Origin of the sequence: Longimicrobium sp. (genome assembly GCF_036399935.1) — a bacterium.
In the GTDB taxonomy this organism is placed as follows: Bacteria; Gemmatimonadota; Gemmatimonadetes; order Longimicrobiales; family Longimicrobiaceae; genus Longimicrobium.
The window spans coordinates 131055-144932 of sequence record NZ_DASWMD010000075.1 but is presented as its reverse complement, the minus strand read 5'-3'; the positions used below and the strand labels follow the sequence as shown (position 1 = coordinate 144932).

Annotated in this window: 13 protein-coding genes; 8 read left to right on the top strand and 5 right to left on the bottom strand. The window is 69.8% G+C overall.

Annotated features, from left to right (window positions below):
• Window positions 1–38: 38 nt before the first annotated feature.
• Entirely contained in the window at window positions 39–2186 is a 2148-nt protein-coding gene (locus tag VGB24_RS23060) for a methyl-accepting chemotaxis protein (protein WP_331075278.1), read from the bottom strand.
• A 152-nt stretch (window positions 2187–2338) separates the two neighbouring features.
• Here VGB24_RS23060 and VGB24_RS23055 point away from each other — a divergent pair, with 152 nt between their 5' ends.
• Window positions 2339–2854, top strand: a complete 516-nt coding sequence (locus VGB24_RS23055) for a molybdenum cofactor biosynthesis protein B (protein ID WP_331075277.1) — start codon at window positions 2339–2341, stop codon at window positions 2852–2854.
• Window positions 2855–3240: 386 nt separating this feature from the next.
• On the opposite strand, the gene VGB24_RS23050 is transcribed toward VGB24_RS23055, so the two are convergent.
• From VGB24_RS23050 to VGB24_RS23035, 4 genes are all read right to left on the bottom strand, one after another.
• Window positions 3241–3732 carry a GNAT family N-acetyltransferase gene (locus VGB24_RS23050; RefSeq protein WP_331075276.1) on the bottom strand — a complete coding sequence of 164 codons (492 nt, stop codon included), beginning with the start codon at window positions 3730–3732 and terminating at the stop codon, window positions 3241–3243.
• On the bottom strand, window positions 3729–4283 hold the full coding sequence (locus VGB24_RS23045; protein ID WP_331075275.1) for an RsmD family RNA methyltransferase: 555 nt from the start codon (window positions 4281–4283) through the stop codon (window positions 3729–3731). The genes VGB24_RS23050 and VGB24_RS23045 overlap by 4 nt, the downstream gene beginning before the upstream one ends.
• Window positions 4284–4290: 7 nt before the next feature.
• Entirely contained in the window at window positions 4291–4638 is a 348-nt protein-coding gene (locus VGB24_RS23040) for an arsenate reductase family protein (protein ID WP_331075274.1), read from the bottom strand.
• Window positions 4639–4907: 269 nt separating this feature from the next.
• On the bottom strand, window positions 4908–6167 hold the full coding sequence (locus VGB24_RS23035; protein WP_331075273.1) for a DUF4105 domain-containing protein: 1260 nt from the start codon (window positions 6165–6167) through the stop codon (window positions 4908–4910).
• Between the two features lie 159 nt (window positions 6168–6326).
• Here VGB24_RS23035 and VGB24_RS23030 point away from each other — a divergent pair, with 159 nt between their 5' ends.
• From VGB24_RS23030 to VGB24_RS23000, 7 genes are all read left to right on the top strand, one after another.
• A complete protein-coding gene (locus VGB24_RS23030) occupies window positions 6327–7172 on the top strand; it encodes an SDR family oxidoreductase (protein ID WP_331075272.1) in 846 nt (281 codons plus the stop codon).
• Complete coding sequence (locus VGB24_RS23025) at window positions 7169–8425, top strand: competence/damage-inducible protein A (protein ID WP_331075271.1); 1257 nt, start codon at window positions 7169–7171, stop codon at window positions 8423–8425. The genes VGB24_RS23030 and VGB24_RS23025 overlap by 4 nt, the downstream gene beginning before the upstream one ends.
• Before the next feature lie 69 nt (window positions 8426–8494).
• A complete protein-coding gene (locus tag VGB24_RS23020) occupies window positions 8495–8785 on the top strand; it encodes a type II toxin-antitoxin system prevent-host-death family antitoxin (protein WP_331075270.1) in 291 nt (96 codons plus the stop codon).
• Complete coding sequence (locus tag VGB24_RS23015) at window positions 8766–9209, top strand: putative toxin-antitoxin system toxin component, PIN family (protein WP_331075269.1); 444 nt, start codon at window positions 8766–8768, stop codon at window positions 9207–9209. Before VGB24_RS23020 ends, VGB24_RS23015 begins: the two co-directional genes overlap by 20 nt.
• Window positions 9209–9487, top strand: coding sequence for a hypothetical protein (locus tag VGB24_RS23010; protein ID WP_331075268.1), 279 nt, complete (start codon window positions 9209–9211; stop codon window positions 9485–9487). Before VGB24_RS23015 ends, VGB24_RS23010 begins: the two co-directional genes overlap by 1 nt.
• An 85-nt stretch (window positions 9488–9572) precedes the next feature.
• On the top strand, window positions 9573–11021 hold the full coding sequence (locus VGB24_RS23005) for an RNB domain-containing ribonuclease (protein WP_331075267.1): 1449 nt from the start codon (window positions 9573–9575) through the stop codon (window positions 11019–11021).
• A 669-nt stretch (window positions 11022–11690) separates the two neighbouring features.
• Window positions 11691–13775: an alpha-1,4-glucan--maltose-1-phosphate maltosyltransferase gene (locus tag VGB24_RS23000; protein ID WP_331075266.1), complete on the top strand. Its 2085-nt coding sequence runs from the start codon at window positions 11691–11693 to the stop codon at window positions 13773–13775.
• Window positions 13776–13878 lie beyond the last annotated feature (103 nt).

The following is a 13878-nucleotide window of genomic DNA, read 5'->3' as shown; positions in this document are numbered from 1 at the left end:
GGGGGGCGGTGGTGAGGAGGCGGGTACGGGGGCGGCGTTCACCCCTGCGCCGCCGGGCCGCGGGCCAGGTCCACCACGCGCGGCCGCTCATCCAGCGCGGGGCCCTGCACGCTGTCGGCCCGCAGCAGCTCGAACATCCGGCTGCCCAAGGTGGAAAGCTCGCGCACGCTGGCGGCCACGCTTTCCAGCGAGGCCAACTGCTGCTCCGTGGCGGCCGCCGTCTCCTCGGCCGCGGCGGCGTTCTGCTCGCTGATCTCCGTGGCGCGCGTCACCGCCTGGGCGATGGTCTCGTTCTGCCCCTGCGCCCCGTCCATCAGCGCCGCCACCCCGGCGATCTCCTCGCGCAGCCGCGCCACGCCGGTGATGCTTTCATCCAGCGCCACCGACGCGCGGTCGGCCCCCTCGGCGCCCTGGGCAATGTCGCCCTGCGCGCCGGCGATGGCCTCGGCCACACGGGCGATTTCGCCGCGCACCTGCTGCACCAGGTCGCTGATGCGCTCGGCCGACGCGGCGCTGCTTTCCGCCAGCTTGCGCACCTCGTCGGCGACCACGGCGAAGCCGCGCCCGTGCTCCCCTGCCCGGGCCGCCTCGATGGCGGCGTTCAGCGCCAGCAGGTTGGTCTGCTCGGCCACCTCGCCGATGGCGGTGGAGATGGAGCCGATCTCCACGCTTCGCTCGCGAAGCGAGGCCACCTCGTCCGTCACCGTCCCCAGCCGCGCCGCGCCCTCCTTCACCCGGGCGACCAGCATCCCCACGTCCTCGCCTGCCCGCCGCGACCGCTCCAGGGTTTCGCCCCCGAAGCGGTCGGCGCTGGCCAGCCGCTCGGCCACTTCGCGGCTGGCGGCGCGCAGCCGCTGGATGGAATCGGCCACGCGGCGGAAGTCCTCCGTCTGCTGCATGGACCCCTCGCTGACCTCCTGCACCGCGGCGGTCACGCTCTCGCCCGTCACGCGCAGCTCGGCGGCGACGGTGTCCACCTCGCGGGCCAGCGCGGTGAGCTCCTCGGCCGAAACCCGCACCCGGTCGTCCACGCGGCGCAGGTGAAGCGCCATCGCCAGCTGCCGGTGGATACGGCCCAGGTATCCCAGGTGCCCTTCCTCGAACGGCTCGGCCTCGTCCCGTTCCAGCCACAGGACGGCTTCCACCGCGTCGCCGTACCGCAGGGGAAAGACGAGCACGTGCGGGGGCGTGTCGTAGGATTGGTCGTTCAGCGCCCGCTCCAGCAGCTCGGGGCCGCCCGCGCCCGCGTCGCCGCCCATCTGCACGGGAAGCCCGGCATCGTCCAGCGCCCACACGGCGGCGGCGCGCAGGTCGAAGTCGTGATGCAGGGCCTCCACCGCCAGCCGCACCACCTGGTCCACGTTGCCGGCCTGCAGCAGCGCCAGCGAAATCTCCTGGGCGCGGGCGTTCAGCCGGCCCGTGTCGAACAGGTTGTAGCGGATGATGGCGAACGCGAACCCCGCCGGCATCAGCAGCCAGAAGAGCGCCGACGCGGGAAGGCCGGGGATGGCCTCGGTGCGGAGCGCGTCACCGACGCCGGGGAGGGCGGAGAGCCAGCCCGGCCCCATCCCCAGCGCCACGCCCGCCGCGGCCCAGCCCAGCTGCGTCCTCATCCGCGCGGACCGCGTCAGGGCGATCCCCAGCGCCAGGATCACGAGCGAGCCGGCGAAGGCGGCAAAGTCCAGCACGTCGTCGCGGATCACCCCGTCCAGCAGCCCGGGGATGGACGTGTTGCCGGCGAACGCGGCCGCCACCGAGGCCAGCCACATCCCCAGCATCACCGTGTAGAAAACGGCGAACGCGGGGAGCAGCGCGTGGCTGCGGCGGGGAAAGGCCAGCGCCGTGGCGAAGTGGAGCAGCGACGGCGCGTGGAGGAAGGCGCCCAGCGCGAACAGCGCGTAGGCAAGCGTCGGCTCGGCGCGCCCGCCGGTGACCGCGTACACGGGCAGGTACAGCGCCCACGAGCAGGCGTGGATCATGAACGCCGGCCCCGCGGCCACGGTGCTGGCGCGGCGGTAGGCCCAGAAGCCCACCCACCAGAAGCCGTACGCCATTGCCGCGTAGGCCATCACCGCCGGCCGCTGCTGCTCGCCCGCATCCAGGAACGCCCAGACGGCCAGGCCCACCAGCGCCACCAGGCTCAGGGCGGCCAGCGTCTTGGCGGCGGCGTTGAAGAAGGCTTTCATGCTGCGCACGGTACTGGAAAGGCCGGGGGTGCCCTCAATCTACCGCCCCCCGAACGCGCCGCAACGTTCGCCGTGCCAGGATGCGGATGCGGTGGCGCCACGATTGCCACAGTGGCGCGCCCATGACGGCCTGACCTGAACGGACTCTGACGATGACGACGGAAAGCAGCGAGCGGCACCACCGGCTGGCGGACGATCGCGGGCCGGTGCCGGTGGGGATCGTGACAGTGAGCGATTCGCGGACGGAGGAAACCGATACCAACGGCGCCTGGCTCAAGGAGGCCATCGCGGCGGGGGGCCACACCCTGGCGGACTACCGGCTGATCCGCGACGATCCCGACGAGGTGGATGCGGCGCTGCTCGCGATGGCGTTCGGGGGCTCGCGCATCATCGTGTTCAACGGCGGCACCGGCATCGCGCCGCGCGACACGACGTACGACGTGCTGGCGGGCCGGATGGAGAAGCCGATCCCCGGCTTCGGCGAGCTGTTCCGGATGTTGAGCTGGGACCAGGTGGGTGCCGCCGCCATGCTTTCGCGCGCGACGGCGGGGGTGTACCGCGGGAGGGTGGTGTTTTCGCTTCCCGGCTCGCCCGCCGCAGTGCGGCTCGCCTGGGAAAAGCTGATCGAGCCGGAGATCCGGCACCTGGCGTGGCTGGTGGAGGGATAGAGAAGTGCGTGAGTGCGTGAGTGCGTGAGTGCGTGTCGGCAGCCGGAGCGCGCGCGCTGTCATCCTGAGGCCCAGGCGCACGGAACCCGCTCGCAGCACACCCCCCGCGGGCCGAAGGATCTAGCAGAGGACACTTCTCAGCCCGGGCGCGGCAGCGTCACCGGAGCAGAGGCCTCGGCTGGTCTGGAGCGTGTGGCGTTTCGAAGGCGGCGGGGCAGTCCCCCAGCTGCCCTCCCCCGGCCCCTCTCCCGCAAGCGGGCGAGGGGAGAATTCGATCGCGCTTCGGCTGGCCGGGCGCACTCGGCTTCGCGTGCAGTCCGCGAAGGCGGACCTTGGGCCTTTGTTGCCGCGACTTCAGTCGCCCCAGCGGGGCTGAGGCGTCCCCCTCACGAAACCGCGCCCGCAATCTCCTGCAGTTGCTCGGCGTTCAGCCGATAGGTGTACCACTCGGTCATCCGGCGGGCGCCCAGCTTGTCGTAGAACCCGATCGCGAGCTCGTTCCAGTCCAGCACCACCCACTCCATCCGCCCGCATCCGCGACGCACCGCCTCACCCGCCAGGAAGCGGAAGAACGCGCCCCCGATGCCGTGGCGCCGCGCGTCGGGCGTCACGAACAGGTCTTCCAGGTACAGCGTGGGGAGCGCCAGGAACGACGAGTACGTCTCCAGCACGATCGCGTACGACACCGCCGTCCCGTCCAGCTCGCCCAGAAAGACGCTGATCCGCTGCCGCGGCCCGAACGCGTCGGCCACCAGCCGGCCGCGCGCCTCGGGCGAGGGGCGGTCGAGCTTCTCGTAGTCGGCCAGCTGGTCCACCAGGCCCAGGAACGTGTCCGCGTCGTCCGGCGTGGCGGAGCGGATAGTGATGCGGTCGCTCATTCGGCGGCGGCGGACGCGTCCTGCGGGAAGGGCCGCGCACGGTAAAAGGTGAGCGCGGTGTTGTCGTCGATCTCCACCCGCTTGCCCCCGGCGGGCAGCTCGTGGTCGATCGCGTGCTCCACGGCCAGGATCGAGGCGAACGGCGTCTGCTGCCACGTCTCGATCAGCCGATCCAGCATCTTGGACCCGTACGGCGGATCGGCGAACGCGATGTCGTAGGCGAACGGCTCCAGCGCCTCGGCGAAGGGCAGCGCGTCCTTCTTGAACAGCCGGCTGCGCTCGCGCACGTGAAGCGCGGCGATGTTGGCCTTGAGGGCGTGGACGCTGGCGGGCCGCGTCTCCACGAAGTCGGCGGTCGCGGCGCCGCGCGACATGGCCTCCAGCCCCAGCGCGCCGGTGCCGGCGAACAGGTCGATCACGCGGGCGCCCTTCAGCTTGGGCTCCAGCAGCCGAAGCCACTCCTGCCGCACGTGTTCCGCCGTGGGGCGAACACGCTTGTCCGGCGGCGACATCAGGTGACGCCCCGCCCACTTTCCCCCGATGATCCTCATCCGGCGCTCACGGCGTGGTCCACTGCTTCCATTTCGCTTCGTCCCAGCCCACGGTCAATTGGTTGCCGGCGCGCACCAGCGGCGTCACCAGCAGCATCGGGTCGTCCACCAGCAGAGGCAGGATCCTGGCCTCGGGCACGTGCGCCACGTGCAGCCCGCGCTCGCGAAAGCGCTTGCCCTGCCGGTCCAGCAGCGCCTCCGCGCCGAAGCGCTCCGCGAAGCGCTTGAGCTCGCCGGTTGCCGCCGCGCGCTCCTTCAGGTCGACGAAGTGCGTCTTGATGCGGCGCTCCTTGAAGAAGCGCAGCGCCTTCTTGCTCTCGTTGCAGCTCTTGGTGCCGAATACCTGTACTTCCATCGTGATCCACGAACTCGGTTTTTCCGGAATCGGGAGGCCGACCACGCGCGGGCCGCGGCAACCCTGGCGAGCCCTGGTGCGGCTCGATCGCTCCGGCGCATTCCCCGGCTGCCCTCTCCCCCGGCCCCTCTCCCGCAAGCAGGAGAGGGGAGAATTCGATTGCACTTCGGCTGGCTTCGTGCACTCGACCGGCCCGCCCAGTCCGGCGCAGGCGGACTTCGTGCCGTTGTAGCCGCGACTTCAGTCGCCCCAGCGGGGGCAGCGGCCGCCTACCGAACCGCGTGCCCGCTCCGCGTCAGCCTGCGCACCGTCCACGCCAGCGCCAGGTTGATGGGCATCGCCAGCGCGATCATCTGCGCGTTGCGCTGGTCCAGCCAGGGAAGCACCTGCGCCACGAACCCGAACACCGAGAGCGCCGCCACCGCCGCAGTCAGCACCCACGCCGGGCGCGCCGCCCATCGTACGCCATACGCCACGCACGGCACCAGCAGGATCAGCGGCAGCGCCAGCGGCGAAAGCTGCAGCATGTTCTCGTTGCCGTAGGCGATGCGGTGGTTGGTGAACGACCACAGGTACACCAGCACGAACCCGCCTACGCCCGCGAACAGCAGCCACAGCGCGCTCACCGCGCCAAAGCCCATCCGCGCCAGCCCCGAGCGCGGCGCCGCGCGGCCCATGGCCACCAGCGCACCCCCGATCAGCAACCCCGCCACCAGGAACCACGGCGTCCACGTCGGCGGCTTGGGCAGCGGGGCGGGGCGGCCCTGCGCCTCTACCAGCGTCCACTCGCGCTTCACCAGCGGCACCTCGCGCCCGGCCTCGTCCAGCACCGTCGCCTCGCGGAACCGCTCCTGCACCTTGAAGGGCAGGAACATCTCTTCCCACCGGGAGATCCTGTGGTCGGCCGCGGGCCCCAGCCCTCCCGTGATGCCGGTGTACGAGACCGGGTCGCCCGCGATCAGCCGCTCGCTGTGCCACCGGTACGTCGTGTTGGTGGGCACCTTTTCCGTCGCCGCCCGCAGCCGCCCGCCGATCACCCTGTCGACCACGTCGCGGATGCGCGTGGAGCAGTTGTCGCGGTAATAGTCGTACAGGTAGTCCTTGTTCTGCGGCAGCGCGTTCACCTCCAGCAGCCGCTGCAGTTCGCGCTTCTGCGCGGCCGTCAGGTTCAGCTCCTGTCCCCACACGGCGCGGTTGAAGTACTGGTACTGGAACAGCGTGTTCTGGATGTCGGACACGCCCAGCTCGTACAGCAGGTTGCCCGCGATGAACCGGCTCATGAACCCCGGCGAGGCGAAGTCGAACACCCCGTAGTTGTACACGCGGTCCGTTCCCGCCGCCGGATCGTGGATCCAGATGGCGTCGTGGCCGAACTTTTCCCACACCATCTTTCCCTGCCCCATCACCAGGTGCACCACCGTGAGTCCCGTGTCGGGGACCATGGTGGCCTGGGCGCGCAGGGCGGGGGCGGCGAAAACGGCCAGCAGGGCGGCCAGCAGCGGGGCGCGCCAGGAACGGGGGATGGGCATCGGTGCTCGGGATGTGCCGTGAAAGCGGTTGCCGGGGCGAAATTTAGCGCCCCCGCACGCCGCCGCGCCATGCCGGGCGGGCTTTCGCGCCGTAACGCCGGGGGATAGTGTCACCCCAGGCAGCGAGGGCGGCACGCACACCACGGCGAGCGAGGGCACGTGTTCCGGGACGATCTCTTGGCGGGCAAGACGGTGCTGGTGACGGGTGGCGGGTCGGGGCTGGGGCTTTCGATGTCCCGCAAGTTCGCCGCGCTGGGCGCCAACGTGGCGATCACCGGCCGCAGCGCCGAGCGGCTGGCGGACGCCGCGGGGCAGATCAGCCCCGGCGGCGAGCGCATCTTCACGCAGCCCTGCGACGTGCGCGACTTCGCCCAGGTAGAGGCGATGGCCGCGGCGGTGGCCGAGCGGTTCGGCGGCATCGACGTGCTGGTGAACAACGCCGCGGGCAACTTCCTTTCCGCCACGGAAGACCTTTCGCCCAACGGCTTCAACGCCATCGTACAGACGGTGCTGAACGGAACGTTTCACGCCACGCTCGCCGTCGGCCGCAGGATGATCGAGGCCGGCCGCGGGGGAAGCATCCTGAACATCGTCACCACCTACGCGTGGACCGGGTCGGCGTTCGTCGTTCCCTCCGCGGCGGCAAAGGCGGGCGTGCTGGCGATGACGCGGTCGCTGGCCGTGGAGTGGGCCACCTACAAGATCCGCAGCAACGCCATCGCCCCCGGCCCGTTCCCGACAGAGGGCGCATGGAACGCGCTGATGCCCACGCCTGAGCTGGAGGCCGAGGCGAAGGCGCGCATCCCCATGAACCGCTTCGGCGAGCACGATGAGTTGGCGAACCTGGCCGCGTTCCTGGTTTCGGACGGGGCGCCGTTCATCAACGGCGAGGTGGTGACCATCGACGGGGGCGAGTGGATCGGCTCCGGCGGCGAGTTCAACGGGCTCACCCGCATGCCCCGCGACATGGTCAAGGGCGCCCTCAAGGCGATGCGCGGCAAGTGAGGGCCGCCTTTCTCGCCATCGGCGACGAGATCGTCGGCGGGCTCACGACGGACACCAATTCCGGCTTCCTGGCCACGGAGCTGAAGCCGCTGGGCGTGCAGCCCGTCGCGGGCTTCTCGGTGGCGGACGACGAAGACGACATCATCCGCGCACTCCGCCGCGCGCTGGAAGAGGCCGAGCTGGTGGTGTGCACCGGCGGGCTGGGCCCCACCGCCGACGACCTGACGACGGCGTGCGTGGCCAAGCTCGCCGGGCGCGCGCTGGTGCTGGACGAGCCGTCGCTGCGGGCCATCGAGGAGCGGTTCCGGGCGCGCGCGCTGGAGATGTCGCCCAACAACCGGAAGCAGGCCCTCTTCCCCGAGGGCTCCACCATCTTTCCCAACCCCAACGGCACCGCGGCCGGCTTCGTCTGTCCGGTGGAGGTGAACGGCGCCACCCGCCACGTCGCGTGCTTTCCCGGCGTGCCGCGCGAAACGCGGGAGATGGTGCCCGCGTCGCTCGTGCCGTGGGTGGCGGCCCGCACGCCGGACCAGAAGTTCGCCTCGCGCTCCTTCAGCACCTTCGGCCTGGCGGAGAGCAAGCTCGACGAGCTGCTGGAGGGCGCCATCGATCCATCCGAGGCGCGGCTGGCGTTCCGAGCGGCGTTCCCGCGCATGCAGGTGCGGGTGACGGTCTTTGGACGGCCCGACGAAGACCTGGAGCCGCGCCTGGACGAGCTGGAGGCGCGCATCCGCGAGCGGCTGGGCAGCGCCATCTACGCCGTGGGCGACGAGGGGATGGAGGAAACGGTCGGCCGGCTGCTGCGCGAGCGCGGGCTGACGCTGGCGGTCGCCGAGTCGTGCACGGGCGGCAAGATCGGCGACCGGGTGACGGACGTGCCGGGGAGCTCCGAATATTTCCTGCTCGGCGTGGCCACGTACGCCAACGCGGCCAAGGTGCGTGTGCTCGGCGTGTCGGAACGCACCATTGCGGAGCACGGCGCCGTGAGCACTCAGACCGCCGAGGAGATGGCGGTGGGCGTGCGCAAGCTGGCGGGTGCGGACCTGGGAATCGCCACGACGGGAATCGCCGGCCCGGGCGGCGGCACGCCCGACAAGCCGGTGGGTACGCTGTGCATCGGGCTGGCGTGGGAAGGCGGGCAGTGGTCGCGCCGCTACGACGTGGGCAACCGCGGCCGCGAGTGGCTGAAGGGAATGGCCGCCCAGATCGCGCTCGACCGCGTCCGCCAGTGGTTGCTGGGCGTGGCGGATTGAGTTTGGGGCTTGAACCAGTTGTTCTGTTCGTCTAACTTGATGGGCGGGTGCCCGAGCAGGAGAACGCCGATGAGCGCGGATCGAATGGATGTTTCGCAGGTGCGCGAGAAGTTGGCCGAGGTGCTGAAGCGCGTTGAAGAGACACGCCGGCCCGTGGTGCTTGAATGCGCCGGCCGCGAGGTTGGCGCGCTCGTGCCCATGCACACGTATCGCGTCCTGATCGAGGCCCGTGAGGCGCGCTTTGACGCGCTCGCCGCGGCCGTTGCTCAGCAGCCCCAATATCCCGAAGAAGAACTCGAACGCGAGATCGCCGAAGTTCTCGCCGAGATACGAGGGAGACGTGCGACGAGTCGTATTTGATTCATCGGTTCTCGTCAGCGTTGCGCTGTCGGAACATGGAGTGCCCGCTCAGGCCTGGAAGGCTGGGCGGGCACTTCGATTTTATCCTTTCACGACACAGGCGATTATCGACGAGGTCAGAACTACGTTGGATTCTCCACGCATACGGAAGCGGCACGACTGCGCCCGGGCCGCCGCAGCTTTGATCGACAGCCTGACGTTCGATGTTTTCCATGTGGCTGGCATAGCATTCGTCGAAGTATTCGTTCGCGATCCCAACGACTACATGATCCTAGCCGCCGCCGCCGATGCAGAGGCAGATGTGCTGGTGACGAGCGACCACGATCTTCTCGTGCTTCGGTCCTTTCGCAGCACGCTCATTCTCACTCCACGGCAGTTCCTCGACTGGCTGGACGAGACGGAACCTGATCAAGGAGAGCGCTGATGAACGCGGAGCGGCTGGACATCTCACGCGCGCATCTACCCGAGGTGCTGAGGCGGGTCGAGACAAGTGGCCGCCCCGTCGTATTGGAGGATGGAGCTCGCGAGGTCGGCGCGCTTGTCCCAATGCATACCTACCACACGCTGATCGAGGAGCGCGAAGCCCTGTTCGAGGTTTTCGAACGTGGTGGGCAGAGGATGCCGGACTATTCAGAGGAGGAGTTGGAACCGATCATCGCCCGTGCTGTCGCCGAGGCGCGGGGGAAACGCTCCCCATCCTGATTGTCTCTGCGCGTATGCACCCGTGGGGAGCCTTCGGACCGTTGCTTGCGCGTAGGTGCTCCCGAACCGTGGACTGGAGACGACGATGGCGGGTGGCGACGGGTTGGTGGAGCAGGCGCTGAACGCGGCACGCGAAGAGTTCGGGGTGCGCGCGGAGTTTCCGCGGGAGGTGACGGATGCCGCGGCCGACGCGGCCAGTCGAGTCGCGTCCCCCGGGAACGGCCGTGAAGACCGGCGCGACCTGCCGCTGGTGACCATCGACCCGCCTGGCAGCCGCGACCTGGACCAGGCCGTGGGGATCCGCGCCGAGCCGGACGGCGGATTTCGCCTGTGGTACGCCATCGCCGATGTCGGCTTCTTCGTAGATCGTGGCGGCCCCATCGAGGCCGAGGCGTTCAAGCGTGGCGTGACGTTCTACGCGCCGGACCACAAGGTGTCGCTCTATCCTCCCGCCATCAGCGAGAACGCGGGCAGCCTGCTTCCCGGCGTGGATCGCCCGTGCATCCTCTTCGACTTTGCGCTCGACGACCGCGCGGAGGTCAGGGAGCTCACCGTCGCGCCCGCGGTGGTGCGCAGCCGCGCGCAACTGACGTATGCGCAGGTGGTGGAGCACGTGTGCGAGGGCGGAACGGCGTTCCGCGGTGAGGAATGGGTGGGAACGCTGGACGGCATGCGCCGCTTCGGGGAGCTACGCGAAAAGATCGAGGCGGAGCGCGGCGGCGTGTCGCTGCCGCTGGTGTCGCAGCACGTAACGCAGATGGCCGCGCGAAACCTGGGGTACACGCTGGAGTTCGAGCAGCCGATGCCCTCGGAAGAGTGGAACGAGCAGGTGTCGCTGCTGGTGGGGCACTGGGCCGCGCGGCGAATGCTGGAGGCCGGTGTCGGCATGCTGCGGACCATGCCGGGGCCCAATCCCGAGGCCCTCGCGGACTTCCGGCAGTCCGCCCGCGCGCTGGGCTTCCAGTGGCCGGACGGGATGAGCTACCCGAATTTCATCCGCTCGCTGGACGTGAAGCATCCCCGCATTACGCCACTGGTGTGGCAGGCGCGGCCAGTGATGCGCGGCGCGGACTACGTATCGTTCGACGGGGAGCCGCCCGAAAACCCGCTGCACCACGCGTTGGCGATGCCGTACGCGCATGCCACGGCGCCGCTCCGCCGCCTGGGTGACCGCTACGTGCTGGACCTCCTCGTCACGCTCGCCGCCGGCGCCCGTCCCACGCCGGAAGAGGTGGACACGCTCAAGCGCCTGCCCACGGTGATGAACGACGCCGATTCGCGCGCGGCCAAGCTGGAGCGACGAGCTGTCGACGTCGCCGAAGCGTGGATGCTTCGCGACCGCGTGGGCGAGTCGTTCTCGGCGACGGTGCTGGGCGTGCGCGGGGGCGACGTCGAGTTGCAGATCGAGGATCCGCCCATCCGCGCCGCCGCCAACAAGGGCGGCGCCCGTTACGATCCCGGCCAGCCGCTGACCGTAGTCCTGGAGAGCGTGTCGGTGCAGGATGGACGCGTGGAGTTTCGCGCGGGCAGTTGAGGGCAGCGCCGTCGCACGGAGTCGGGCGGACCGACGAGAAAGTCGGGGCCGTTTCAACTTGGCCCGGTGCATCCGCGGCCGCCCCCCATCCCCAACCCTTCCCCCGCAAACCCCGCGGGGGAAGGGAGCCAGTGCCGTGCGTCAGACCCGCCTCATCGCGAGATCTGTCAGCGAGGAAGCCTGCCGAAGCGCAGTTCAGGTCTCCCCCTCCCCTGCGCAGCGGGGGACGGGGGCCAGGGGGAGGGGGCTCCCGCGGCATGCATCAGCCGCCCAGTCGAACCCCGATTGAAGTTCTCCCCTCTCCCGGCGCAGTTTGCCGGGGGAGGGGCCACCCGCGGCCTTGCGCCCGCAGCCAGCTCATCCGGTGTGAAGTCCCCCGCCAGCGTGCAGCGGCTCGGGTTGCCGTGCCGCTGCCGCACCCACGCTGAAAGGCGTCCGCGGCTGGATCCGACGGCGCGCGCCGTATGGCGTACGGGCCAGTGCGGCGCGCTCGCGCCTCTGGATGACAGATGAGCGCGCGTCGGCTGTGGTACGCACCCCGGCACTCCGCCCCCCGCACTCCCGCACTCCCGCACTCCCGCACTCCCGCACCCGGCCTACCCCGCGCATGGCCCACCGCTTGCTGCCCGCGCGGCGAAACGAACGCCACCCGACCACCAAGAGAGACTGATGCCGGAGAGGATCGACGCCAGCCGCAAGGTCGTCATCGAACACGTGTATCCCGAGCTGGACTGCGGGCGCTACGCCGTCAAGCGCGAGGTGGGCGACACCGTTTCGGTAGAGGCCGACATCTTCAAGGAAGGCCACGACGCCCTCTCCGCCGCCATCTGGTACCGCCCCGAGGACGACGAGACGTGGCGGGAGTCGCGCATGAAGTTCTGGGACAACGACCGCTGGCGCGGCTCGTTCACCCCCGACCGCAACTGCCGCTGGTACTTCACCGTGGTCGCGTGGACCGACGTCTTCGGCACCTGGCAGAGCGATCTGCGCAAGAAGTACGACGCGGGGCAGGAGGTGCTGCTGGAACTGTTCGAGGGCGCCCAGCTGATCGCCAGCGCCGCCGCCCCGCTGGCCGACGGCCCGGACCGCGCGCGGATGATGGAGTACCTGGCCGAGGTGGTGGGCGACGAGAAGCTGGCGTCGGGCGGGCTGATCCCCACGTCGGCGTGGGAAACGTTCCGCGACGACGTGGAATCGGGCTCGCACCTGACGGTGGCGGAACGGGTGGCGGCCGCGCTGGACCCCGGGCTGCTGGAACTGATGGAGCGCTATCCGTTGCGCGAAGACCTGACGCGGTACGAGCACGTGCTTCCCGTGCAGGTGGACCGCGTGGCCGCCCGCTTCGCCGCCTGGTACGAGCTGTTCCCGCGCTCCATGAGCGACGACGAGAGCCGCCACGGCACCTTCGACGACGTGATCGCCAAGCTGCCGTACGTGCGCGACATGGGCTTCGACGTGCTGTACTTTCCGCCCATCCACCCCATCGGCTTCAAGTTCCGCAAGGGCAAGAACAACACGCTGAACCCCGGCCCCGACGAGCCGGGCGTGCCCTACGCCGTAGGGTCGGACGCGGGCGGGCACAAGGACGTGCATCCGGACCTGGGCACGCTCGAGGACTTCCGCCGGCTGGTGGAGGCCGCGCGCGAGCACGGGCTGGAGATCGCCCTGGACTTCGCCATCCAGGTGTCGCCCGACCACCCGTACGCAAAGGAGCACCCGGGCTGGTTCTACATCCGCCCGGACGGCACCATCATGTACGCTGAGAACCCGCCCAAGAAGTACCAGGACATCTATCCGCTGAACTTTTACGGAGATGACTGGGAAGCGCAGTGGGCCGAGTGGCGCGACGTGATCCTGCACTGGGTGGAGCAGGGCGTGAACATCTTCCGCGTCGACAACCCGCACACCAAGCCCGTGCAGTTCTGGCAGTGGATGATCCGCGAGGTGCAGCAGCAGCACCCGCAGGTGATCTTTCTCTCGGAGGCGTTCACGCGGCCCAAGATGATGCGCGCGCTGGCCAAGGCGGGCTTTACGCAGGGCTACACGTACTTCACCTGGCGCAACTTCAAGGGCGAGCTCACGGAATACTTCACGGAGCTCACGCAGGGCCCCATGAACGAGTACTTCCGGGGCAACCTGTTCCCCAACACGCCCGACATCAACCCCGAGTTCCTTCAGCGTGGCGGGCGTCCAGCGCACATGATCCGCGCGGTGCTGGCCACCACGCTGTCGTCGGTCTACGGCATCTACAGCGGCTTCGAACTGTGCGAGGCCACGCCGCTGGCGCCCGGCAAGGAAGAGTACCTGGACAGCGAGAAGTACCAGCTGAAGGCGTGGGATTGGGACCGCCCCGGCAACATCCGCCCGCTGATCACGCGGCTGAACGAGATCCGCCGGCAGAACCGCGCGCTGCACGGGTACGACAACCTGCGCTTCTACCCGGCTGACAACGACAACGTGCTGTTCTACGGCAAGATGACGCCGGACCGCACGTCGATGGTGTTCGTGGCCGTGAACCTGGACCCGTTCGCTGGCCATGAAACCATGCTCCACTTTCCGCTCCCCGACATGGGCATCGGCTGGCACGACCCGTGGGAGGTGGAGGAGCTGCTCACCGGCCAGCGCTTCTTCTGGCACGGCGGCTCACAGTCGCTGCGCCTGGAGCCCGACGCCCCCGCGCGCATCTTCCGCATCCGTGCGTGGCGGAGTTCGGAGCACGGGTTCGATTATTTCATGGAACCGACGATCGTGTGACGAGCGCGTGCGTGCTGATGGTGAGCGGGGCCCCGGGCGCAAATGCGTCCGGGGCCTTGTCGTGCCTGGCCGAGGCGGCCCCCGCACGGCTGCTGGCGCAATG